Origin of the sequence: Desulfonema magnum (genome assembly GCF_017377395.1) — a bacterium.
Lineage (GTDB): Bacteria > Desulfobacterota > Desulfobacteria > Desulfobacterales > 4be13 > Desulfonema_C > Desulfonema_C magnum.
Window position 1 is genome coordinate 5,657,048 of sequence record NZ_CP061800.1, and the last position, 24,639, is coordinate 5,681,686.

Sequence of the window (24,639 nt, forward strand, 5' to 3'; positions counted from 1 at the left end):
GTTATCAGTCTGTTTTGTTACCCCCCCTTATCAAATGTTTCTGTAATTCTTCAATTTCGTGTATAACACGCTCTAATTTTAATTTTTCCTGCTGTCTCTGATGGCTGAGATTATCCAGCTGATCTTGCAGAAATAAGACCTGCTTTTGAAGCTTGTCACGTTCTGCCTGCAACTGTGCGATGATAACTTCAGAATCTGGCTTTTGTACAATGTCCTTTGCTGGTCTGGTTTTTTCTAAGATTTTGGTAATGATTCTGTAATGCCATCCGGCCGGCTGTTCCATTGGTTTTAGTACTCCTTCAGCATCAGATTCTTTTGTAATTTCTCCTTCTGTTACGCTATCACTGTTTCAAGTGATATTAGCATGGACGAAATCATGGTCAAACAGAAGCATACTGAACCGGTCATCATCCATGGCACTGGTATCTCCGCCATGGAATTCGACAACCTTATTTTTTTGCTAATTCAAAACGTGCCGCCTCAAAGCCCTCCCTGTCCAATTGTGATCTGGCTTTATCCCGGAACAGGTCAATTCTGTGATAAATCTCACTTTCAAGGGTCTGGCACGCATTTTTCAAAATTTGTTCTTTCCGGTTGATAGCAGCCTCTGATCCCATATCATAGCAGAATTTTGATCAAAAAAATTACAGGATTTGATAAGTACCTAACCATAAGTTTTCGATATTTGCCCGGGGAAGAAACCCGGGTTTTTTTCCAGAATGATTCGCCGGCCATGAGGAAAAACCCGAGTTTATCCGCTGTTCACAGAAAAAAATGTATAAAAAACTTTTGATCGGGTACTTATAAAAAGAGGATGATAAGAAGAGAATTTTTTCCTTTACCATAAAAACACATTTTCATCAGCCAGGGTGATAAGTACGTTTCACGGAGGTTTCTTATATCAAATCCCTGTAGGAATTTTTGATATCTGACATCTGACACCTATTAGTTAATTCCGAGTGATTTCATGAGCTTCTGAACATCCTCCCATACATCGCGCTTTTTTTGAGGATAGCGAAGAAGATATTCCGGATGAAATGTGGGCATCACCTTCATATCCATATAATCATAAAACCGTCCCCGCAATTCTGAAATCGGCTTTTCCGTTCCAAGAAGGGACTGTGCCGCAAATGTTCCGAGAGCGCATATAAAATCTGGCTTTATCGCTTCCAGCTGACGTTTTAAAAAAGGTGAACAGGCTTTGATTTCATCAGGTTCGGGATCCCTGTTTCCAGGGGGACGGCATTTTATAATATTGCAAATATAGATATCTTCCCGGGTAAGTTTCATTGCCTGAATGATTTTGGTCAGAAGCTGACCTGCCTCCCCCACAAAAGGTTCTCCGGCCTGATCTTCATCATATCCCGGTCCTTCACCCACAAATACAAGCTGTGCCCGGGGATTTCCTGCTCCGAAGACAATATTTTTTCGTCCTTTGAAAAGCTTACACCGGTGACAGTCGCCAAGGTCCGTGCGTATTGCCCCCAGCGTCTTCGGTAAAACAATCCTGCGACGCTCATCAGGGGGATATAGCGTCTTATCAGAGGCCTGTTTTCGGCTTCTGTCGGAAATATACCTTTGGTCTCTGTCAGAAGCTTGTTTCCGAATTCGGGCGGGTGTCTCTTTTTTTCCCCAATTTTTGATAAGATCAAGGCTTTTCTCTGAACAGTCGAACCCATGACATCCTGTTGTCTCATTCAAAAACCGAAGGTAATTTTTTACGTCCTCGGTTATGGCAACAAAATGTTTTGCCTGAACCATATATCACCTGTTCAACATTCCCAATTTCTAATTTTTTATTCCGATAATCCGATCCAGCAGAATATGTGCCACAGCGTCTTTTTCCATCACAGGCAGAGGTTCCTTTGTTCCGTCCCTGTAGAAAAGCGTCACCTGATTGGTATCTGTTTCAAAGCCGGAAGACTCCCCCACAATATTTCCCGCAATCATATCCAGATTTTTCCTGACAAGCTTCTCTCCTGCGTTTTTTTCAAGCTCCTGAGTTTCAGCGGCAAACCCCACAAGAATCTGATCTTTTTTCCGTGCGCCAAGTTCTTTAAGAATATCCTGATTTTTCTGCAAAGTTAAAACTTTTTCATCGGCCCCTTTTTTGATTTTATGCGCTGCTGCTTCCCCGGGTCTGTAATCAGCAACCGCGGCCGTCTTTATAATGATATGTGAATCTTCCATGTGTTCAAATACGGCAGTCGCCATTTCCCGGGCGCTTCGGACCCTGATTTCTGTGACATTCAGGGGGACAGGAATATTCGTAGGGCCTGTGACTAAGACAACCTCCGCCCCTCTGTGTTCCGCAGCCCTTGCAATGGCATAACCCATCTTCCCGGAAGAAGGATTGCTGATAAACCTCACCGGATCAATATGCTCTCTTGTGGGGCCGGCCGTGACAAGAACCTTTTTGCCTTCCAGATTCTTAGGCGAGAGACAGTACAAAAGTCTGTCCAAAATTTCCGGAGGATCAGGAAGACGGCCGGGACCGGTCGTACCACACGCAAGTTCTCCTGAGCCTGGCTCCGCGATAAAATAACCATCATCTCTGAGGATATCCAGATTTCTTTGCATGGCTCTGCTTTGATACATATGCGTATTCATGGAAGGGCAGACAATCACAGGAGAAGTCACAGCAAGCAGAAAAGTGCTGAGAGCATCATCTGCAATACCGCCCGCACATTTTCCGATAATATTGGCTGTAGCGGGGGCAATGACCACGGCATCCGCCTCTTCAGCCCAGTCAATGTGCTTTATGGAAGAATCCCCTCCTTTTTCAAAAAGGCTTGTGCATACCGGACGATCTGACAAAGCCTCAAACGTAAGGGTTCCCACAAAAGCCGTGGCATTCTGAGTCATCATCACCCTCACATTTGCCCCCTCTTTTTTAAGAAGCCTTAAAAACTCAACGCTTTTGTACGCTGCAATCCCTCCGCATACACCCAGTACGATATTTTTATTATGAATATCCGTTTTCATGTAAAAGACGCTCCTTTTTTATTACAAGGTCAGGGCCCCCGACACCTCAGTTTTTTTCAAGTTTCGAGTTTCGAGTTTCAAGTTTCAAATTTCAAGTTTCGAGTTTCGAGTTTCAAGTTTCAAATTTCAAGTTTCAAATTTCAAGTTTCAAGTTTCAAGTTTCGAGTTTCAAGTTTCAAGTTTCAAGTTTCAAGTTTCAAGTTTCAAGTTTCAAGTTTCTTCATTTCAGAAGCCCTTCATTAGTTTCTGATTCATCTATGGTCGGTGCGACCCACACCTCCGCACGGGTACTGAAGTCTTTTTCGGAAATGCTTATCACGCACCACCTGTTTCCCTTATGAAACAGCATAATCGTCCGCGGGGCTTTGAATGAACTGATAAGCTTCCAATTATCATTGGCCATGTTCCGGCTGAAAAAATTAATCAGAGAATTTACCTCAACTCTTCCTTTTAAAGAAAGAACCCCCCCCGCAAAACCAGGTGTTTTATATACGAAAGATGCTTTTTTATTAATTTTCATTTCACTCGGAACAAGCACATCTCCGAAATCATAATACACAGGAGAAGGTCCTCCTTTGGTCTTTCCTGGTACTGCTGATCCGGATGCAACCCCTTCTTTGAGTTTTTGATTAAAACAGCCTGTAATGAGAAGAAAAAGAGCCATTATGCTTATCATACAACCCCACATTGTTCTGCTCTGCCGCATTTTTGTCATCATTATAAACCTCCTCGTTTTTTTAATAAATTCTGTGAAAAAGCTTCAACATCAGCTTCTATGAAAAAGCAGATTACCATAAATCTTCCTGCTGCGATATTCAAGGAAAAACAGTCCGATAGTTCTGTATCTGAGCGCATAAGAATTATTCATTTCGGCTGTTGCATATCCTGACTTGAAAAAATTCTGTAATCTGTTTGTTTTTTTGTTTACAATTTTATTGAAAGAAAAGTCAATGGAAGCGTCTGAAATAAAATGCCCCTCAGCGACCGAATTTATTATTTATTTTTTAACTTTTTGATTTATAATGTAAAAATATATTTTACTTTCTGATAAAAAATGATATAATTAGATTTTTCAGGTCATAAAATATGAAAAGCGATATCAGCATCACAAAATTGCATATTATTAATCTAATTGAATTCAATACATCGGACAGTTTTTGACAGTCAAAGTTGATAAAAAATAACTTATTGAAATTAAACTGTTTTAATTCTTTTAGAGAAAATCATCAGACCCAATGAAAACAATAGGTTGCAAAAAGTGTCCGTGACAGAAAATTATAAGGAAAATTAAATTATGAAAAATATTTTGAGTGTATGCGGCATGTTGACGCTGATATGTGTGAGCAGCTTTTCCCAGGCTCATATTTCCCCAACTGCAAGTGATATTGAAGACCATGACAAAGATGGAATGCCGGACTGGTGGGAACATTATTTTTCCGATGGCAGATCAGAAAAATTAGATCCGGCAAGAGATGATTCCGGTGAGGACCCGGACGGGGACAGCCTTTTGAATATTGATGAATTCAGATACGGAACCCATCCGTTTGAAAAAGACACAGATGAAGATTCATTGGATGACGGAGAAGAAGTACACCAACACAGAACAAATCCGGCAATAGCTGATACAGATGGCGGAGGACGGCCTGATGGGTATGAAGTGACAAATGGGGCTGACCCCCTCAGCCCGGGGGATGATCACTCTTCGGTGATCACAGCCTCTGTCAGCCTGCGGCCGGGCTGGAACCTTATCTCTTTTCCTGTTTCACCGCCTGCTGTTTCGATTCATGAAATACTGGCCCCGATATCCGGTTCCTATTCTGCTGTGTGGAGCTATCGAAACGGAAAATGGAAATTATACGATCCGGATAAACCGGGTCTCAGCGACCTGACAACCATGGAAGCCGGATGGGGATATTGGATAAACATGAAACATTCCGGCATGTTGACAATATCCGGTTCAGCAGCTCCGAAATCCGTTGACCTTGAAGACGGGTGGAATTTGGTGGGATATAATTCGCCTCATTCACAGCCTGTTAAAAACGTCTTATCTTCGATTAATGGGAAATATCTTTCCATATGGGTATTCATTAACGGCACATGGAAAGCTTATGATCCTCTGCATCCCGAATTCAGTGACCTGACCACCATGGAACCGGGATATGGTTACTGGATCAATGCCGGTACCCGCGTCTGCACTTGGATTTTGCCTTAATCCCCCTCCTGATTTAAAAATACCAGAAAGATAAAACACTTGAATTCGGAATTAAAATATCATATCAAGGAAAACTTTGGTCTCAGGTTTTTGGAGTGTTCTGAGACAGAAACATATAAATAATTATTTGAATTATAAGTGATTTTACAGATCATTCCACTGTCTTCGGCTTTAAGTGACCGGAATGAAGATCAATGCCAAAGAAAGGTTAATTTATGCTAAAAAAATGTTCTGTCGCGGCGGTCATACTATTCCTGTTTTTTTTGTCCTTAATCGCCTGGGCGCAGATACCTATTCCTGCCAGAATCGGCGGCACGCTGACGACAGATAACATGAAAATAACAAGTCAGAACGATACCGGTTATACGTTCCTTGTCACCCGGGAGGATGGCACGGATTTCATCTCAGCAGATGAGAACCTTCCCCGGGCCGAGGATACGGACGGGCTGAATTCGTCTGACTGGTATCTGATAGATATTCCCGTATATAATCAGCACGAGCAGCCGGACGGAGCGGTTCCCGGGGATACCGGGGTGATACATGTGTACAGAGATGACACGGAATTAACTGTCATCTCGCCCCCGGACGGGCAATTTATCATAGAAGACAGCGGCTCTAACACACGAATTGATATTATTGCTGTGGCAGAAACACACCAGAACCGGCCCCCTGTTGCTGATGCCGGAACCGGTCAGACTGTCAGTGAGGGCGACACAGTTATCCTGGACGGATCCGGGTCATCAGACCCGGATCCGGGCGATTTGCTCATTTATCAGTGGGAGCAAACCACAGGCCCCCCGGTAATGCTTTCGGATGACAGCGATGCCCGGCCCGAGTTTACGGCCCCGGATGCGGGAGAATCCCTTACATTTGAACTGACAGTGACAGATAATGACGGTCTGAGCGATACAGACACTGTGACAGTGAATGTCACATCTGATGAAAATCAGCCGCCTGTTGCTGACGCCGGGCCGAATCAGACCGTAACTGAGGGGGATTTTGTGATATTGGATGGTTCAAATTCCACGGATTCAGATGGTCAGATAGATACTTACTCATGGCGTCAGACCCGCGGACCCATGATGATGCTTTCAGATACCACAGAGGCGCAGCTTACATTTACGGTCTCAGATGGTGACCCGGAAGGTGAATCGCTGATATTCGAGCTGACAGTGACGGATGACGAAGGGCTGACAGATACAGACAGTGTCACCGTGAATATCACATCTGAAAATCAGCCCCCTGTTGCCGATGCCGGCCCGGATCAGATGGTCGCAGAAGGAGATTTCGTGATATTGGATGGTTCAAATTCCACGGATTCTGACGGTCAGATAGTTGCTTACTCGTGGCGTCAGATCGGAGGAAGCTCAATGTCTCTTTCGGATGCCACAAAGGCACAGCCGACATTTACCGCTCTGGACGGTAATTTGGCAGGGCAGGCCCTTACGTTTGAGCTGACTGTGACAGACAACAGCGGACTGACCAGTACAGACCAGGTCACGGTGAATATCACATCTGAAAACCGCCCCCCCGTTGCTGACGCTGGGCCGGATCAGACAGCCAGTGAGGAGGAACTCGTGACATTGGACGGTTCAAATTCATCAGATGCTGACGGCCGAATAGCATCTTATTTATGGCGTCAGATTAGCGGAACCCCTGTGATGCTTTCTGATATTACCACAGTGCGGCCCGCGTTTATTGTTTCGGACAGCGATATCATTGGGGAAGAAGCCCTTACATTTGAACTGATTGTGACAGACAATGGCGGCTTGCAGAACACAGACCGTGTCACAGTGAATATTACATCTGAAAATCAGCCTCCTGTTGCTGACGCGGGGCAGGACCAGACTGTCAGTAAAGGAGATTTTGTCACATTGGACGGTTCCGATTCTGAGGATACTGACGGTGAGATCGTTTCCTACTCCTGGCGTCAGACCGGCGGAACTGTGGTAAATCTTTCTGACACCGCAGATCCGAAGCCGACATTTACTGCCATGACTGCCATTTTGAAAAGTGAATCCCTTACTTTTGAACTGGTTGTCACAGATGACGGCGGATTACAGCACACAGACAGCGTTACTGTGAACATTATTTATACAAATCAGCCGCCCGTGGCCGATGCGGGACAGGACCAGACTGTGAGTGAAGGAGATATTGTGATATTGGATGGTTCAGGTTCGGGTGATCCTGATGACGGCATTGCTTCTTATTTGTGGCGTCAGACTGGCGGAACAGGCGTGAAACTGTCCGACGCGGCAGCAGTTCAGCCCATGTTTGTGGCCCCGGATGTGGGACAGAGCGGGAGGTCATTTACTTTTGAACTGGTGGTGACAGACTATGACGGATTGCGGCATTCTGACCGTGTCACCGTAAATATCATCCATATTAATCAGCCTCCTGTGGCTGATGCCGGACCGAATCAGATGGTGAAAGAAGCGGATATGGTAATGCTGGATGGTTCAGACTCCTCAGACCCGGATGATGGCATTGCGTCCTATTTATGGTATCAGACAGAAGGAACGCGGGTGACGCTTTCTGATAGCACTGCTGTGCAACCTGTGTTTACAGCTCCGGATATCGGCCTGACAGGTGAATCGCTTATATTCAGGCTGACAGTGACAGATTACAATGGGTCAGAACGCACAGACTATGTGACAGTGAATGTCACCCATCTGAACCGGCCGCCAGTGGCGGACGCGGGGCCGGATCAGAAAATAAATGAAGGATGTGAAGCCACATTAAATGGTTCAGCGTCCGCAGATCCTGACGACGGCATAGCGTCTTATTTCTGGCGTCAGACAGAAGGCACGAGCGTGACGCTTTCTGATGCTTCTGCGATTCGTCCGAGTTTTATTGCACCGTCAGATATTCTGCCAGCAAGCAAAACGCTCACATTTGAACTGACAGTCACAGATCACGGCGGGTTAAAGGATTCAGACCATGTCACGCTGAATGTCACCTTTATCAATCGGACCCCTGCCGCGGATGCAGGGCCGGTTCAGAAGGTGAACGGAGGGGATATTGTCACATTGGATGGTTCACATTCCACGGATCCTGATGGCAGAATAGTCTCTTACCTGTGGACTCAGACAGACGGAACTGAGGTCTCTCTTTCCAATGCCACTGCCATGCAACCCACGTTTGCTGCTCCGGGTGTCGGTCCGAAAAGTGAAGCCCTTACCTTCAAACTGACAGTGACAGATGACGGGGGCTTAAAGGACACGGATCGCGTGACGGTGAATATCATCTCTGTAAATCAGCCGCCTGTGGCAGATGCCGGCCCGGATGATAGCGCAAATGAAGGGGAGAGTGTCATCTTGGATGGTTCGGACTCCTCGGATGCTGACGGCAATATTGTCTCTTATTTATGGGAACAGATGAACGGAACCCGTGTGGCATTTTCTGATAACACTGATGTGCAACCGGCATTTACGGCTCCGGATGTGAGTGTAAATGGCGAGTCTCTTATTTTCAAACTGACAGTGACAGATGACGGCGGGTTAAAAGATACAGACCGGGTCACTGTGAATATTATTGCCGCAAATCAGCCGCCTGTGGCAAATGCCGGATATCCCCAGACAGCGGAAGAAGGAAGTATGGTTATTCTCGATGGTTCAGGGTCCCGGGATCCGTATGGCAGAATAACATCTTACTTATGGAAGCAAATCAGCGGAACTGAGGTAAAGCTTTCAGACGCCACGGCAATGCGCCCGACATTTGCAGCGCCTCTGGTTGACAGCAACGGAATAACACTGGCATTTGAACTCACAGTAACAGATAATGACGGACTTCAGGACACAGATGAAGTTCGTGTAACAATCAATGACATAATAACGCCGTTGTCCGAGAGCGACGAAGCCGGAAGCACAAGCGGATGTTTTATCAGAACCGCGGGGGAGGGTTTGTGATTTGGGGGTTGTGATTTGTGATTTGGGGGTTGTGATTTGTGATTTGCGGCGATTATTCAGGAAATTATAAAATCTGCCCTCCTCTCTCTCGCTACAGGGATTTCATATAAGAAACGGGATTCATAAGAAAGGATTCAATCTCCTTCTTAGGGATTTCCCCAAAAATAAAATACCCGCCTTGTGCGGCGGGTTACGCTTCGCTTCACCCACCCTGCATTTTTTGTATCGGGTATGTTATTTATTTCGTGTTCCCTTATACAAAATCCTTGCAGGGAAAATCAAACAGACAACGCACTTTAATTCAAATGAATGATCCGCTTTTTTCAAAATTAACCTTGCAATTTTTGATTTGCAAGAGTACAAGGATGACAAACTGTTGAAAATCATAGTGTTTATCATATTTAATTTCAAACACTTAATATTTAGAAAGGATTAAACTGGCTCTAAAAATGAAGCAGCCAAGAATAATATTTTCAGCCCTGCGAGGCGGATCCGGAAAGACGCTGATTTCTCTGGGGAGTGTGGCGGCCTTGCGAAGCCAAGGTCTGTCTGTCAGACCTTTCAAAAAAGGTCCGGATTATATTGATGCGGGATGGTTAGCATTCGCGGCAGGCAAGTCCTGTTATAATCTGGATACATTCATGGTAAATCCGGATGATGTCCTGAAATCCTTCCTGTTTCACACTTCGGAAAACGATATTGCAGTTATAGAGGGAAACCGGGGACTTTATGACGGCATTGACACAGAAGGTGCCACCAGCACGGCAGAGCTTGCAAAACTGCTTAACGTCCCTGTTGTTCTCTGTATTGACTGCACAAAATCCACACGCACCATGGCGGCCGCGGTGTTAGGATGTATTCACTTTGACCCGGATGTAAATATAAAAGGGGTGGTATTGAACCGTGTGGCCGGACCCAGGCATGAAAATATCCTCAGAAAAAGCATGGAACAGCACTGCGGTGTCCCCGTGATAGGGGCTGTGCCCAAGCTGTCCAAGCAGAATCTTCCTGAAAGACACATGGGGCTTGTGCCTACCCCCGAGCATGAATGGGCAGCGGAATCCATTGATGCCGCGTCCCGGATGGCAAAAAAATATCTTGATATTGATGCGCTCACTCAGCTTGCTCACAGTGCTTCGGAAATTCCGGCTGCAAATGATCTTGAAGAAAAAAATCGGATTGTTCCCAAAAATCTGGTTTTCAGACATGAGCAAAAGCCAAAGATCGGTATTATCAGAGATACTGCTTTTCAATTTTACTATCCGGAAAATATTGAGGCTCTTGTTTCAGCCGGTGCTGAACCAGTATTTTTAAGCCCGCTTTCGCAAAAATCATTTCCTTATATAGATGCCCTTTATATCGGCGGCGGATTTCCTGAAACCCATGCAAAAGAACTGGCAGAAAATATCAGTTTCCGGGAAGAATTAAAAGTGTTGGCGGAAAAGGGTCTTCCCATTTATGCCGAATGCGGGGGGCTGATGTACTTGGGAGAAAAACTGGTTCTGGATGGAAAATCATATCCCATGGCCGGGGTGCTGCCCATTGTTTTCGGTTTTTCCAAAAAGCCGCAGGGACACGGATACACGCTTATTACCGTGGCAGGTGAAAATCCCTATTTCAAGGTCGGTACCCGGATACGGGGGCATGAATTCCATTATTCAAAAGTGTTGGAATGGCGAGGGGAGGATGAGGATCTGGTATTTGCTATGAAAAGAGGAGCTGGTTTTATAAATAACAGAGACGGCATCTGTTACAAAAATGTCCTTGCCACATACACTCATATTCATGCGCTGGGGATGCCTTCCTGGGGAGAAGCCATGGTTCGGAATGCAATTGTCCGCGAACCATGAAATCTGACAAAAGACAGAAAGGCTTTGTATCGCCTGTGTTCAGAAAAAAGCGAGAGGTAAGATGATAAGGTTATTTGTGATAAATATTGTTCTGTACATTTTGCTCATTTTTCCGGGAAATGCTTTTGCCGAATTTTATAAAGGAGACACCTTTCCCTCAGACAAAATACTGAAAAATTTATTTGAGAATATCATAAAACCCGATGATGTGCAATTTGAGCGGTCTGTGGGAACCAAAAAAGACAACGAGGGAAACTATATTTTATATTATCAGTTAAGAGATATGAAAAACAATTTATTTCACAATGAAACAATGATGGTCATACAATTAGATAACAAAGTTTGGATTGCTTATCCTTATACCGAGGAAGACCTCATAGACCTGTATGTCATCATAGAACATGTGAAATAAACACTCATGAAAAAGCCGGGTTTTTCGCCCCCGGGCATGAAAATATCAACAGATAAAAACCCGGCTTTTCAAAATGTATTTTCACGGTAAAGAGCGGACACTGACCATGACTCTGGCAAATGTTAAAAATGTTAAGACAATCCGAAAAAATGTTCTGAAAACCGTTTTGGAATCAAAAAAACGGCTGACACCCATTGCTTTGGAAAATAAAATATCACAGAAATTTGCATTAAAAAGAAAACAGACAAAATCAGTTATAAGAGATTTGGTTGCCCAGCAGGAACTCACTTATACCTATCAGTATGGCTGCACGTTTCTGGAACAATCTTTTAACAAGCCTGTCCGAGTTTCAACATATGTTGTGCTGAAACCGCCTGAAAGCGATTATCCGCCAAAGTCCGGAGATGTTGTTGTTGAAATCAGGCCCGGGGCATCATTCGGAACAGGCCAGCATCCCACCACCCGCCTGGCAATAAGGGGAATTGAATATGCCTTGACACGCAGTGATTTTATTAAACATCAGGAAACTTGTCTGTTTGATATTGGCACTGGCTCAGGTGTTCTTGCAATTGCTGCGGTACGATTCGGAATAACAAAGGGAATCGGAACAGACACAGACCCGTGTTCAATATCAGAGGCCAAAGAAAATGTGAAGATTAACGGCCTTGAAGATCAGATCATTATCTGTGATGAGCCTGCGGAAAATATCCGCAAATCTTTTTCCCTGATCATTGCAAATCTGCGCTATCCCACCCTGAAACAACTCTCCTTACATATATCTGAACTAACCGGTAAAAACGGATTTGTGATCCTGTCCGGCATAAAAGCGGACGAACTTGCCGACCTGCTGAATGTTTACAGGATAAGGCATTTTGAATGTCAATGGAAAGAGACTGAGAAAGACTGGGCAGGCGTGGTATTAAAAAAATAGGGCACTCATCTTCATTAACAGATGCCTGCCCTATTATTTATAAACTCACCCTGAATTATTTATTTTTAGGATGACATTTTGTACAACTTGTCGGTGCAGTTTTCTTACCGCTCTTCTCATTGAATGCCTTATGGCAGCCCTTGCAGTTTGCATGAATCGCCTCAGCATGATACTCTTTCACTGCTTCTTTCTTTGAAAGCTTCGGAGCATCTTTTCCCTTAGGCTTTACACTCGCGATCTTGTGGCACTCAATACAATTCTGCACGTCGTCACCGATCTTCAGATCCTTGAGCGGTTCATTCTTATCATTATGGTGACATTCACCGCAGCCGTTCGGGTACAATTCCGGATTCGCCTTTGCGTAGTCTTCCATGTGTTTCTTATGGCTAAACTCAACAATGCCTTTTTTATGCTTTGCATATGCCTTGTTTTCCATTTTAATCACATCCTGTACCGCTGTTCCGGCCTGAATAGCGGCAGCAGTGAACATTGTCACAATTCCGATAATCAGTATCGCTAATAAAGTGCTTTTTTTCATTTTCCTCTTTCACCTCCTTCCATTTTTTTAGTAAACTGTCGGCTCTTTATCAAGTCCGGAAGGTTCTGTCAAGACAAAGAGAGTATTCTCGGCTTTAAATTACAGATTATTTCAGGAATTCAATTTTTCTCCAGTCCTGCCATTTGATAAAAAAACTTCCGCCGAATTCATTTTTCCCTACCCATGAAAACCCTTTTTGGTCTTTTTTAAAAAAAGTGCGGTTATCTTTTAAAACAATTGTGCAAAGATCGTGTTCTCTGTCAGTTACGACAATACGGGCAATGCTTGAAACAGGTATGTCCAATACAGCGTTTCCATGATTGACCTTAAAAAATTTAACGGGTTTGTTTTTGAAAGGTGTGAGATGTCTGACATAAGTTTTTGTGTTTGTCCGGTCTGTCACACAGGCGTCAAATTTTCCCGAATGAACGCAATTTACCGAACAAACGACAAACATGAATATTATTGGGAATATTCTTAAAAATTGCATGGATATGATTCTTTTTACGATGGTCTGTTATTGAGGGGATATCAGACCTGCGAGGTGTTGAAAACTTCGCAGACTTTCCTGTTTTTAGTCCCTGATAATCCTCTTTATATCCGGCACTGTCTCAGGTTTATCCCGGATCATAAAGCGGCTCTCCCCTTCCCGCTGGGTCACATTTTCATAAACCCCGTCATCCCGCTTCACCAGTTTGGTAAACCCCAGGTCTCTCAGTTCACCGTCTGTTTTGGGCGTGCTGATGCTGAAGCGTGAAATAAGTTTTTTCACCATCCCCTTACAGGTGGGGCATATTGCCAGGGGCGGATCATCCATGGACTGCCTCACCTCAAACACCTTGCCTCTGAGGCAGTCAGTTTCATCCAGATGTTCATATTCGTAAGTTGGCATATTGTTTTTCCATTCAGTAACAGTCAATCTTTACAAGGCATGTCGCTGAAACGTGCCTTTTCAAACAATATATTTTTCCTTCTTTACCGTGAAAATACATTTTGAAAAGCCGGGTTTTTTATCTGAAAACATTTTCATAACCGGGGGCAAAAAACCCGGCTTTTTTATGAGCGTTTATTTCCATATTGCTCTTTTTCACCCCAAAAAAAATGGTTATCGCCCTGTTTTAAGGCAAAAATCAGATCATAATTCCTTTGATATATGATACTTGTCACAGCCTGACCCTAATCAGCCGACTAATCACCCCGACCCCAGTCACTCCAATCAACATTGGGCATCCGCATGCAGATACTCTCGGGAGACTATAATAAATTATCGGTCGAACAATCCGAGACCATTGTACTTTGCCATACTGCTTTTAAAATCGCTTCCTCTGAGGGCCGCGCAATCCCAAAAAATATTTGTACAGAAAGGCAAACGTGTATCTTTTCACCCCTCTCGGATAAGTGACAAATACAATGCCATTTAATTTTAATATCTCCTCAATCTCAGAAACACTGACATTTTTTAGCGCCTCATGCTGTTGAATAACCGCTTGCAGAAGGCTTTCGAAATCTTCCTGAAGTAACGGCGAGATTCTCAGATGTTCAGGAACTTTTCCATCTCGGATATCATCAAAAATAATTCTGAGAATTTCGTTTCCCTCTTCATTTGCCAAATCGTAGAAATGTCTTTCAACAGCTTTTACTCTGACATCCATATTGGCAATATATTTTGGAGAGAGAATTGGAAACTCTCCTTTGGCCCAGCTTGGGTTTTCCCGTTTTTTTTCAATGGCATATTTAATCATATCCAGGAAAGGGCGAAGACTTATTGTGCGATCCGCATTTGCCAAATTCTTATACATCCAGTCATACATTTCTCCAAATCGGGAACTTCCCTGCATGTCTGCATACTTCCCAAAAAATATCTCAACAAAGGGTTTGAGAATATGTCTTTTTGCAGGAAGCTGATTGTCGCTATTATCTCTGTTTAAATATTTTTCAATATCAGATAGTTGCGTCTTAACAACCTCACATTTTTTTGCATATTCAAAAAAATCCGTTTTGGCATTGGCAAAAACAGTTTTGAAGAAAAATGAATATAACTCATCTGTTGTCCATTCCAAAGTCACTGCAAGCTTTTCCAAAGCCATCTTATTTGTCAGATTTCCCAATTTGTCGAACAAGTCTTTTCTGACAAAAAGTTTGGGAAAAATTCTTCTGAAACTGTGTGTCTGACAATATTTGATCAGCGGCGAGATCGCATCTGACCAGAGTTTGGGTTTTACGACCTGATCCAGCTGATCAAAAATTATCATCAGATAAGCATCTGTTTCTGCCAAAAAATTGTCAAGCTGATTTAATTCATTTTCAACCTGCTTAAACATATTCTTATCTGAGATATATTGATGAAAACGGTCGGCAGTTGCAGCATCATTTAATATTTCTTTCACTTCAAGCTCAGATGAGAAGCCTGTGACAGACGAATCCAGCATCACTGCATTCCAGATATAAACCACCCAAAATCTCTTATAAAAAAATTCTGTATCAGCAATTTCGCTCTGATTAAAATTTGATATGTCAAAAAATTTGATTTTTTGCTCAACAGGGGCATCTGCCAGTGAGATGATATCAGCAACTTTATAGTTAAGATGATTTTTACCTGCTTTGGCTGCCAGTTTTTTTAAAAATACATCTTCTTTTAAAGCCTTATAAAATGCTGTTTTACCGGTTCCCTTACTTCCCAATAAGAGAAATATGCGATGGTTAAATATATCTTCCATACATTTTCTGAAGTAAAACCGAACAACAATAAAATCATCATTGAATTTAACTGATTCCGCATAAGGTTCGGGGTAATTGTCATATATCTTGTCTAAGATATCTTTTTGCAGTCGGCCCGGACTTTTTGAACTCTCCGGAAGCTGTTCCTGATAATCTTTCTTCTCTGTCTCCTGATGATTATCGTCAATCTGACCATCTGCAACCTGGCTACCTTTCTGGCCGCTATCAATTCCTCTTTCCGAAGCCCTCAACGCCGTCTCAGCATCTTTTCCTTTTTCCAGTGAGTCATCTGTCTGATATTCATTAAAACCTGTCAGATCGTCAACCTGCTGCCCTAATTTCTGAAACAGCGCATCATAACCGCCTCCCAATCTGTTTTGTTCGATCAGAGCGATAAAATCATCAGTATCTTCATATGAGGTTCCGATATCTTCTAAAAAATTGTTTCTTGAAAGTCCGAAAACAGGAAGTGCAGGCAAGCTGTCCAACTCATTTCCCAAATTGTTCTGAATATAAGTATCTATTTCTTCGCGAAAGGAGTCCATTCTTCTGTTAAAGGATGTTGAAATAATAGAGTTTACAAAGAGTAATCCCACATTACGTTTTTTTCTCAGAAGCGTATCAAGAAAAAAATGTAATCCGGGTTTGTTTTGTGTATTGTTTCCCAAAAAACCGACAACGATATCCGCCAACCGGTTTCCGATGATACCGAAAATATCATTGAACCCTGTTTTGGAATCTATCAATATGACATCCGGATGATAGGTGCTGTTAATATCTGCCATGACATTTTCAAGCTGATCACCGATGACACGGGTACTGTGAATATCAAGACGGGCCAGCGCTTCAAGATAATCATCTCTGTCTGTCTCATTCATTATGTTTCCTGCCGGCAGTATATAAATTTCACCATTTCCGGAGTAATTTTTGGAAACTTCAAAAACATACTCATTGGACAATGTTATATCGGAAAATGCTTCTTTGTCCTTTATATATTCAACAATACCATTTTTTGATATTCCCTCATTCTCAAATCCGAAAAAATTCAGCATACCGGGGGCTTCAAAGTCGCAGTCAAGAATAAACACCTTTTTGCCATGATGCACTGCATAATAAGAGGCAAACAAAACCAATGCGGTGGTTCTGCCAACACCGCCTTTGTAGCTGTAAAATAACACAATGGGGCAAGATGGAATTTTTCTGCGGAACTCCTCATTATAATTAATAATATTGGACAGAGTTCTCCTCAGCCCCAGGTCAAGCGGTTTCGTATTATCAAACAAAGACGTATAATAGTCATCTGAAAGAAAATCTTCCTCAGTGATTTTTTCAAGGTCTGTTTCAATTTTTTCATCTTTTATGACGGATTCAATTTCATCGCCAGTTAAACGATTAGTCACAACAAAAAGATTGGCAGTCATATTCAACTTTAATATCAATCTGAAATCACGAATTTTGCCTTTTTCTTTCAGCTGTTCCAATTTTTTGGCTATTCTTCTTATTGCTTCAAAAATTATCAGCATATTTAACCTTTTGTGTTGTCTTTTATGATTTTAAAAATTTCTTTTGCGTATTCGTAAAATCTTATATAATGAATTTCGTCATATTTCATTTCATATGAATATCTTATAGTTGCATCCCATTCTTTATAAATTCTGACTGTTTCTTCTGGAATATTTTTTTCATCATTAATCAGCGGGATGGTGCCGGACATGAGGTTGTTCAGATGTTCCGTATATCTTTTAAATGGATGAAATCTGATATGAGTATGATATGTCAGCCCTTTTTCATTCAGGTCTTTGACATCATCCTTACTTCCATAACCATTCAAATCATATATCGCATACTTTACCATACACTCAATAATATAGCCCGAGAGATAATATAAGGTTAATGTAAGACTTTTCACCACATGTCCGCGATGTTTTTTGTCTTTCCGCTGCTTTTCCTCATTTAATTTTTCAGCGATAATCTCACAGGTAATTTCATGTTTGCGAGCCGCTTTCAAGTAATCTTTATATACCATGTTCATTCCGGATTTGGCGGGAGAGATACCTCTGAAACGGACAGGACTTAATATTACGTTAATCCTTTCCCAAAAAGGCGTTATAACTCAACGATCAAATTTTTTACGCCTGACGCTGTAAACGAAACAATGAATTTTTAATATGTTAAAAACAGAGGACAGATATCCGAGTTTTCGAGCCTTCAGTGTTTAGTGAAAAAATTTTCAAATTCCTCAGGTTTTTTATATATCTTTTTTTCTGATTATAACGGATTTAGGGGATGCTGACAGAGGAACAGGCATAACTTTATTTTGTTTCTGTGAAAACGATTGTCAGGCATTTTCTACTTCTTAAGCTCGCCAGTCACTAATACCCTGCCACCTAAGATATAAGAAATCGGGGACAATATAGTTAACAAAATTCTGTCTATCTTTCCTAAGGTCAAATATTTATCCGGCAATATTCTTGTAATAATAAAACTAAAATATTTTATTATTTCTGGTTTTACTATGGCAACAATATCATCTACGTCTTTTTCGGTTAACTTTCGTTCATCCATTGTTATATATGGCTTTTTTCCATCATACACAAAATTGACCATTTTGGGATATAGCCAGTTTTCAACAAAATTGGAATGTCGAATACGATCAGCAATTGAGTGACTGTAAATTTCATTAAAACAAAAAATTGCCCCTGGTTTTGAGACTCTGATTATTTCACTGATGGATTCAGGTATATCAACGTGATGTAAAATATCCCTTGCAAGGACGATGTCGAAATAATTATTCTCGTAATTAATTTTTTCCGCAGACATTTCTCGGTACTCAATATTCAATCCTTCCTTGTCACTCAATTTTTTTGCAATGAAAAGGGACTCGGGCGAAAGATCAAAAGCCTTTACATTCGCACCGGCTTTAGACAAACGGAGTGCATCACTGCCAAAACCACAACCCACTACAAGTACATTTTTTCCTTTAATATCCTTACTGAGCAAATATGTGTACATATCCCAATAAGCATTCCACCATCTCCTGCTTTTGTTCGTTACAACATCAAAATTAAATGGCTTTTCAAGAATATCTTTATGTAACTCGGCATGCTCTCGATGATACTCTATCTCACGCTTTTGTCTTTCCGTCATGGATTTGTTGTTGTTCACTTGTTCTCTCCAAGATTTCGACTAATGGGGTTTTCAACCAATCAACCAATGATACCGAGAACGTAGGGTGGGTGGAGCGAAGCGCAACCCACCGCACTGAAATTATTTTCTGGAAATTATAAATAAAATCAATTAACTGGAAAAATTTTATTATCAAAAATTAAAGGTTATCCGAAAATATGAAAATTTTTTTGTCCTGTGAAATCTCCAACCATTCTTCAATTTTTTTCCTTAACTGGTTTTTTTCAATAATATTTCTATCTATAACATTTAAATTAAGGTTCCGTCCCATGGCCTGAGCGATTTTATTGGAACTCTTTTTTTTAGACCAAGAGTATATAATTGACTCTAAACATGAATCTTCAAATTCGCGAGAAGATAGGGGATCATTCCAAACATCGGGTACCGGTGCGGTAGCTATTCCCGATACAAGACGATCATAATACTTCTTATTATTTAATTTATTTAATAAGTTATCGTACCAATTTTCCCAATTTTTAAAAATTTTTCCTGAGTTAAAATTGCTCCAAAAAATTTTTCCTATCATATCAGAATCATTCAATTTACAATTTAAATCATGAGCAAAATTTTGGTAGTCCTGCACAAGTAGTGATGAATGGGATTCAGTGTCCCGATAATCGGGGGAGTGAACGGGATTCATCACTACCTTTGCAGGACTACCCATATCTCGCCATCGCCTCACTGATATTTAATGACTCCAAATCAAAGAAGTTATACTCTTTCATATCTGATAAACGGTGATGTTCGAAAATTGAAGCAACAAATTGTCTGATCACGCAATAATCGCTGTAACCATCTCTTATGATAGCGATATGCTTCTTTTCAGGATTATGTTCCAATCTCTTTGCGCTTTCAGATTTCACCTAATATACCGCTATAAAATAGTTCTGTCAGTTCATAAGGTTTTACTTGTATGACTTCTTTTCCGTCTCTTTCCAAGACACCTTCTTCCTCAATTGTTCCCATATTCACCAGCGGTTTAATAGCGTCATTCAGGTTCGTGGCTATACTTTTGTAGTCTCTTTGTCTGAGGTGTATATTGTAAACAGCATCCAACCGGTCAGAAAATTCACGAATAACAGAGGGACTGTGTGAAGTGAGTATAAATTGTGTCCTTATCCCATTTTCAGACGTATGAGTTAACCAGCTTAGAAACTCAGACAGATTTTTCTGGTTGATTCCGTTTTCGAGTTCTTCAATCATAATCATCGCAGGCGGTATTTTCATTGCACATAACAGTGCGACAGCGCCAGCTTTAATGAGTCCGTCCGACACTTTATCAGGTTCGAAGTATGGAAATTCTGAAGTTCCCATATCAAATTGCCACTTGGTGACACCTTTATCTATGATTATTCCATTGAAAGATTTCACAAATCGCTTTAAATAGCCCAAAAATCTGCCATAGCTTACTTCATCATATTCTTTGACATATTTAACTAATTCTTGGAAATGAGCCCCCTCTCTTCCAATTTCATTTGCGATGTTCAGACTTTTTTTGGAATTAACGAATAGTTCAGAAAAATTTTTCTTTTCAGCGGGTTTGCCCTGTATCACAGGAAAAGCCTGTCCTTTCAAAAAAGCGGGCTGAAAATGATAATAATATAGAAATGCCAAGGAACGAAAAAAAGTATCTGTCAATTTTTTTTCATCATACGTCAGAGCCTCAGTTTCTAATTTTGTCCTCAGAAGCATTTTCTGAGACTTTTCGGAATGCCCATGAGTGATTTTTTTCTCCGAGCCGTTACTTGAAATGACGATCTTTTCTTTACAGCCTATGTCACCGCTTCTCTCATTCAGACAATATATCTGTAATTCATACGCTGTGTTATTATTATCTCTTTCCCATTCACAGTAGAAAGATATAGGCGTATTGGAATCACTTAAACTGTGCTTATGAGGAAAAAAATTATGCTTTCCTAGCATTTTGCTTTTCTCTGATCCTGGAAATGCCTTGCTGACAAGCATTGAGAAGTAATTCAGCCCAGAAAGCAAATTGCTTTTACCCGAATTATTAGAGCCTATGATCAGTGTAATATCTTTAAGCTCTAATGTTGTGTCTGTATGTGTTCTGTAATTTTTTAATCTGAATTTCTTAAACATAATGTTCAGGCTGTTTTACTGTAAAAATACACCATCTGAGAAACTAAGTTTTTTGAACAAAAACTTAGTTTCTTTCTCATCTACTCGTCACCCAGCACCTCATCCAGACATGCCACAAGGGAATCTATCTCTTCTTTTTCAATGATCAGCGGGGGAATAAAACGCAGAATATTTTCCTGAATGCAGTTGATCAGAAATCCCTTTTCCATACAGGTCGTTACAAAACGTCCTCCCTTTATCTTCAGTTTCATCCCCAGGAGCAACCCGATTCCGCGAACATCCTCAATAATATCATGCCGGTCTTTCAGCCACAAAAGCCTGTCTTTAAAATACGCTCCCATGTCCCGGCAATGATCTGTGATGTTTTCCTCGGAAAGTGTTTTAAGCGTTTCAAGGGACGCGGCAGTGACAACCGGCGTTCCTCCGAATGTTGACGCGTGCGCACCCGGGCCGAATGCCTCTGCAATACGTTCTTTGGTCAGCATGGCACCGATGGGTAATCCGTTGGCAAGGGCTTTTGCCAAGGTCATGATATCCGGCTCAATTCCGAAATGCTCATAAGCAAAAAGCGTTCCTGTACGTCCGATTCCTGTTTGTATTTCATCAAAAATAAGAAGCGTGCCAGTTTCATCACAAATCTGCCTTACCTTTTTAAGATATTCGGGATCAGGACAGCGCACCCCGCCCTCTCCCTGAATCGGTTCCAATAAAACCGCACAACAGGCTGAGGACTTAATTTTTTCGCTCAACGCGTCAATATCATTAAACGGGACAAAATCAAATCCCTGAAGCACCGGATCAAACCCTTTTCTGATCTTATCCTGACCCGTGGCGGAAAGCGTTGCCATGGTTCGCCCGTGAAAGGATTTTTCCATGGTGATGATTTTATAGCGATCTTCTTCTCCCTTGTCCCTGAAATATTTTCGGGCGATTTTTATTGCGGCCTCGTTTGCCTCAGCCCCGCTGTTACAGAAAAACACCCTGTCCGCAAAACTGTTCTCAGCAAGCCAAGACGCCAGCTCTGTCTGGGGAATCGTATAATAAAGATTTGATACATGAAAAAGTGTCTCAGCTTGGTCTGAAAGGGCCTTTGAAACCCGGGGATGGGCATGACCGAGATTGCATACCGCGATTCCCGCGACAAAATCCGTATAAGCACGCCCCTCTGTATCCCAGAGCGTGCATCCTTTGCCTTTTGCAATAACAACAGGGGGCCGTTTATAGGTCGCCGTAATAACACTGTCCGCCTTGGCGATTATCTCATTGCTCATATTGTGATCTCCGTTCCGATACCTTTGTCTGTAAAAAGTTCCAGAAGCAAGGCATGACGCTTTTTTCCATTAATGATCTGGGCCTTTCCCACACCATTCTGCAATGCCTCCAACGCATACTCGATTTTCGGAATCATGCCGCCTGAAATGCTTTTCTCATCAATCATTTTTTTGATGGTATCCGCGCCAATGGATGAAATAAGATTGTCAGAATCATCAAGCACGCCATCCACATCTGTAAGAAGGATAAGACGCCCTGCGGAAAGAGCCATGGCAACCTTGCTTGCCACAAGGTCCGCGTTAATATTGTATGTTTCGCCGGAATCTCCCGCTCCTACAGGTGCGATAATCGGAATAAACCCCTGTTCTGTCAGCGTATTGATAATATCAGGATTTATTTTTGTGACTTCTCCCACCAGCCCCGGATCAATAATCTCAGGCGGTTTGTTGTTATCCTCCTGAAAAACAATACGGAGCTTTTTCGCAAGGATAAGCCCGCCGTCCTTGCCGCTCAGGCCCACGGCTTTTCCTCCCTGCTGATTAATCTGAGCCACAATACCTTTGTTCACTTTGCCTCCGAGAACCATTTCCACCACATCCATGGTCGGCTCATCTGTAAGGCGCATCCCTCTGACAAATTTGGAGGATATGCCCATTCTGTCCAAAACCAAATTGATCTGAGGCCCGCCGCCGTGTACAACCACCGGATTCAATCCGATGAACTTCATTAAAGTAATATCGCGGGCAAAATCTTCCTTTAACTGTTCATCAACCATGGCATGCCCTCCGTATTTGATTACGATGGTCATGCCATAAAAACGACGGATGTAAGGCAGGGCTTCTATGAGTATGTCTGCTATGTTCATGGGAAAATTGAAAATTGAAAATTGAAAATTGAAAATTGAAAATTGAAAATTGAAAATTGAAAATTGATAATTGATAAAACTTCCGGATGCCAATTAAAGGATATATCTGCTAAGGTCTTCGTTACTCTTGATATCTTTTAATTTATCCTCCACATACTTCTTGTCAATAATGATCTTTTCTTCCTTCATATCCGGAGCGTCAAAAAGAATGTCTTCAAGCAGGCATTCCATCAGGGTATGCAGTCTGCGTGCGCCTATGTTTTCTGTCAGATTGTTTACTTCTTCCGCATCTTTTGCGATTTCGGTAATTGCATCATCTTTAAAAACAATGTCAATACCCTCTGTTTTTAAAAGCTCCTTATACTGAAGCAGCAGAGCATTTTTCGGTTCGGTCAGAATTCTTACAAATTCCTTGCTTCCGAGTGAATTGAGTTCCACCCGTATGGGAAACCGTCCCTGAAGTTCGGGAATGAGATCCGAGGGTTTGACCATGTGAAACGCGCCTGATGCAATAAAAAGGATATGATCTGTTTTAACGGATCCGTACTTGGTTGTCACTGTCGAACCTTCCACAATCGGAAGCAAATCTCTCTGAACGCCTTCCCTGGACACATCAGGGCCGTGTCCGCCGTCACCGCCTGCGATCTTATCAATTTCGTCAAGAAAGATGATCCCGGACTGTTCAACTTTCTCAATGGCCTGGATAATCACCTTATCCATATCCACGAGGTTCTGAGCTTCCTCCTGCACCAGAATTTCCATGGCTTCAGCGACTTTGATCTTTCGTCTTTTTGTATTTTTGGGCATAATGTTACTGAACATATCTTTAAAATTAATGCCCATCTCCTCCATCCCCACATTGGAAAAAATTTCCACCATGGGCATGCTCCGGTCTGAAATGTCAAGATCAACATATCGTTCATCAAGCTTTCCTTTACGAAGCATGGTGCGAAGCTTTTCCCTTGTGGAAGATGAGGGTTTGTCCCCGCTGCTGTCACTTACAATCTCAAAGTGCATTTCCCCCGTGTCTTCATTCTGCATTTCCCGGGCTTTTGGTTTCGGAAGCAAAAGGTCAAGCATCCGTTCTTCTGCAATTTGTATTGCTTTTTCCTGCACAGCCTCCTGTTCCCTGGCTTTAAGCATATTTACTGTCAGTTCCAGAATATCTCTTACCATGGACTCAACATCTCTGCCCACATATCCCACTTCGGTAAATTTGGATGCCTCGACTTTGGTAAAGGGCGAGTCCGTAAGTTTGGACAGCCGCCTCGCAATTTCAGTCTTTCCCACGCCTGTGGGCCCGATAAGAATAATATTCTTGGGCGCGATTTCATCCCGGAGTTCTTCGGAAACCTGCTGCCTGCGCCACCGGTTTCTCAGGGCAATGGCAACTGAACGCTTTGCCTTGTCCTGCCCGATAATGTATTTATCAAGTTCCTTAACAATTTCTGATGGTTTCAGATTACTCATAATTTAATTATTGAAAATTGAATATAGAATATTTGGCATCCCTCATTTTCCGAATGAACAACTCAAAGGAGTGCTGAAATGAAATTTTAGCGGAGTGCTGAAATGAAATTTTAGCGGAGTGCTGAAATGAAATTTTAGCACCTCTGTCCGCCGGCAGTGCTAAAATTTCATTTCAGCACTCCTTTAAGACGT

23 protein-coding genes are annotated in these 24,639 nt (G+C 42.1%); 7 read left to right on the forward strand and 16 right to left on the reverse strand.

Annotated elements, in window-relative coordinates:
• Nucleotides 1–4: 4 nt before the first annotated feature.
• Nucleotides 5–283, reverse strand: coding sequence for a hypothetical protein (locus tag dnm_RS21590; RefSeq protein ID WP_207678967.1), 279 nt, complete (start codon nucleotides 281–283; stop codon nucleotides 5–7).
• An 81-nt stretch (nucleotides 284–364) separates the two neighbouring features.
• On the opposite strand from dnm_RS21590, the gene dnm_RS21595 reads away from it, so the two are divergent.
• Nucleotides 365–598, forward strand: a complete 234-nt coding sequence (locus dnm_RS21595; protein WP_207678968.1) for a hypothetical protein — start codon at nucleotides 365–367, stop codon at nucleotides 596–598.
• A gap of 347 nt (nucleotides 599–945) precedes the next feature.
• Here the strand turns inward: dnm_RS21595 and dnm_RS21600 are convergent, their stop codons facing one another.
• Both dnm_RS21600 and coaBC read right to left on the reverse strand, forming a co-directional pair.
• Entirely contained in the window at nucleotides 946–1,761 is an 816-nt protein-coding gene (locus tag dnm_RS21600; protein ID WP_207678969.1) for a uracil-DNA glycosylase, read from the reverse strand.
• 27 nt (nucleotides 1,762–1,788) lie between these two features.
• The gene (gene coaBC / locus dnm_RS21605) at nucleotides 1,789–2,985 is read right to left on the reverse strand and encodes a bifunctional phosphopantothenoylcysteine decarboxylase/phosphopantothenate--cysteine ligase CoaBC (protein ID WP_207678970.1); all 1,197 of its coding nucleotides are present in this window, start codon (nucleotides 2,983–2,985) and stop codon (nucleotides 1,789–1,791) included.
• Here coaBC and dnm_RS21610 point away from each other — a divergent pair.
• Nucleotides 2,968–3,228 (forward strand): hypothetical protein, encoded by a 261-nt coding sequence (locus tag dnm_RS21610; RefSeq protein ID WP_207678971.1) that lies wholly within the window; start codon nucleotides 2,968–2,970, stop codon nucleotides 3,226–3,228. The genes coaBC and dnm_RS21610 overlap by 18 nt on opposite strands.
• Here the strand turns inward: dnm_RS21610 and dnm_RS21615 are convergent.
• Entirely contained in the window at nucleotides 3,206–3,703 is a 498-nt protein-coding gene (locus dnm_RS21615; RefSeq protein WP_207678972.1) for a hypothetical protein, read from the reverse strand. The genes dnm_RS21610 and dnm_RS21615 overlap by 23 nt on opposite strands.
• Nucleotides 3,704–4,279: 576 nt before the next feature.
• Between dnm_RS21615 and dnm_RS21620 the strand changes: the two genes are divergently transcribed.
• From dnm_RS21620 to dnm_RS21640, 5 genes are all read left to right on the forward strand, one after another.
• Nucleotides 4,280–5,197 (forward strand): hypothetical protein, encoded by a 918-nt coding sequence (locus dnm_RS21620; RefSeq protein WP_207678973.1) that lies wholly within the window; start codon nucleotides 4,280–4,282, stop codon nucleotides 5,195–5,197.
• 215 nt (nucleotides 5,198–5,412) lie between these two features.
• Nucleotides 5,413–9,105, forward strand: a complete 3,693-nt coding sequence (locus dnm_RS21625; protein WP_207678974.1) for a PKD domain-containing protein — start codon at nucleotides 5,413–5,415, stop codon at nucleotides 9,103–9,105.
• Nucleotides 9,106–9,554: 449 nt separating this feature from the next.
• Entirely contained in the window at nucleotides 9,555–10,955 is a 1,401-nt protein-coding gene (locus dnm_RS21630) for a cobyrinic acid a,c-diamide synthase CobB (RefSeq protein ID WP_207678975.1), read from the forward strand.
• A gap of 61 nt (nucleotides 10,956–11,016) precedes the next feature.
• A complete protein-coding gene (locus tag dnm_RS21635; protein ID WP_207678976.1) occupies nucleotides 11,017–11,367 on the forward strand; it encodes a hypothetical protein in 351 nt (116 codons plus the stop codon).
• Nucleotides 11,368–11,440: 73 nt separating this feature from the next.
• Nucleotides 11,441–12,298 carry a 50S ribosomal protein L11 methyltransferase gene (locus tag dnm_RS21640; protein WP_207678977.1) on the forward strand — a complete coding sequence of 286 codons (858 nt, stop codon included), beginning with the start codon at nucleotides 11,441–11,443 and terminating at the stop codon, nucleotides 12,296–12,298.
• 55 nt (nucleotides 12,299–12,353) lie between these two features.
• On the opposite strand, the gene dnm_RS21645 is transcribed toward dnm_RS21640, so the two are convergent.
• From dnm_RS21645 to hslU, 12 genes are all read right to left on the reverse strand, one after another.
• Nucleotides 12,354–12,836: a cytochrome c3 family protein gene (locus tag dnm_RS21645; RefSeq protein WP_207678978.1), complete on the reverse strand. Its 483-nt coding sequence runs from the start codon at nucleotides 12,834–12,836 to the stop codon at nucleotides 12,354–12,356.
• A gap of 106 nt (nucleotides 12,837–12,942) precedes the next feature.
• Complete coding sequence (locus tag dnm_RS21650; RefSeq protein WP_207678979.1) at nucleotides 12,943–13,239, reverse strand: hypothetical protein; 297 nt, start codon at nucleotides 13,237–13,239, stop codon at nucleotides 12,943–12,945.
• 171 nt (nucleotides 13,240–13,410) lie between these two features.
• Nucleotides 13,411–13,728, reverse strand: a complete 318-nt coding sequence (locus tag dnm_RS21655; RefSeq protein WP_207678980.1) for an FmdB family zinc ribbon protein — start codon at nucleotides 13,726–13,728, stop codon at nucleotides 13,411–13,413.
• A gap of 418 nt (nucleotides 13,729–14,146) precedes the next feature.
• Nucleotides 14,147–17,077: a tyrosine-protein kinase family protein gene (locus tag dnm_RS21660; protein WP_207678981.1), complete on the reverse strand. Its 2,931-nt coding sequence runs from the start codon at nucleotides 17,075–17,077 to the stop codon at nucleotides 14,147–14,149.
• 2 nt (nucleotides 17,078–17,079) lie between these two features.
• Entirely contained in the window at nucleotides 17,080–17,580 is a 501-nt protein-coding gene (locus tag dnm_RS21665) for a hypothetical protein (RefSeq protein ID WP_207678982.1), read from the reverse strand.
• 323 nt (nucleotides 17,581–17,903) lie between these two features.
• Nucleotides 17,904–18,719, reverse strand: a complete 816-nt coding sequence (locus dnm_RS21670) for a class I SAM-dependent methyltransferase (RefSeq protein ID WP_207678983.1) — start codon at nucleotides 18,717–18,719, stop codon at nucleotides 17,904–17,906.
• Nucleotides 18,720–18,879: 160 nt separating this feature from the next.
• Complete coding sequence (locus dnm_RS21675) at nucleotides 18,880–19,404, reverse strand: hypothetical protein (protein ID WP_207678984.1); 525 nt, start codon at nucleotides 19,402–19,404, stop codon at nucleotides 18,880–18,882.
• Nucleotides 19,397–19,603: a hypothetical protein gene (locus dnm_RS21680; protein ID WP_207678985.1), complete on the reverse strand. Its 207-nt coding sequence runs from the start codon at nucleotides 19,601–19,603 to the stop codon at nucleotides 19,397–19,399. Before dnm_RS21680 ends, dnm_RS21675 begins: the two co-directional genes overlap by 8 nt.
• Nucleotides 19,593–20,840: an AAA family ATPase gene (locus dnm_RS21685; RefSeq protein WP_207678986.1), complete on the reverse strand. Its 1,248-nt coding sequence runs from the start codon at nucleotides 20,838–20,840 to the stop codon at nucleotides 19,593–19,595. Before dnm_RS21685 ends, dnm_RS21680 begins: the two co-directional genes overlap by 11 nt.
• Before the next feature lie 80 nt (nucleotides 20,841–20,920).
• Nucleotides 20,921–22,111 carry an acetylornithine transaminase gene (locus tag dnm_RS21690; RefSeq protein ID WP_207678987.1) on the reverse strand — a complete coding sequence of 397 codons (1,191 nt, stop codon included), beginning with the start codon at nucleotides 22,109–22,111 and terminating at the stop codon, nucleotides 20,921–20,923.
• Complete coding sequence (gene argB, locus dnm_RS21695; RefSeq protein ID WP_207678988.1) at nucleotides 22,108–22,977, reverse strand: acetylglutamate kinase; 870 nt, start codon at nucleotides 22,975–22,977, stop codon at nucleotides 22,108–22,110. The genes dnm_RS21690 and argB overlap by 4 nt, the downstream gene beginning before the upstream one ends.
• Before the next feature lie 93 nt (nucleotides 22,978–23,070).
• The gene (hslU, locus tag dnm_RS21700; RefSeq protein ID WP_207678989.1) at nucleotides 23,071–24,447 is read right to left on the reverse strand and encodes an ATP-dependent protease ATPase subunit HslU; all 1,377 of its coding nucleotides are present in this window, start codon (nucleotides 24,445–24,447) and stop codon (nucleotides 23,071–23,073) included.
• Between the last annotated feature and the right edge of the window lie 192 nt (nucleotides 24,448–24,639).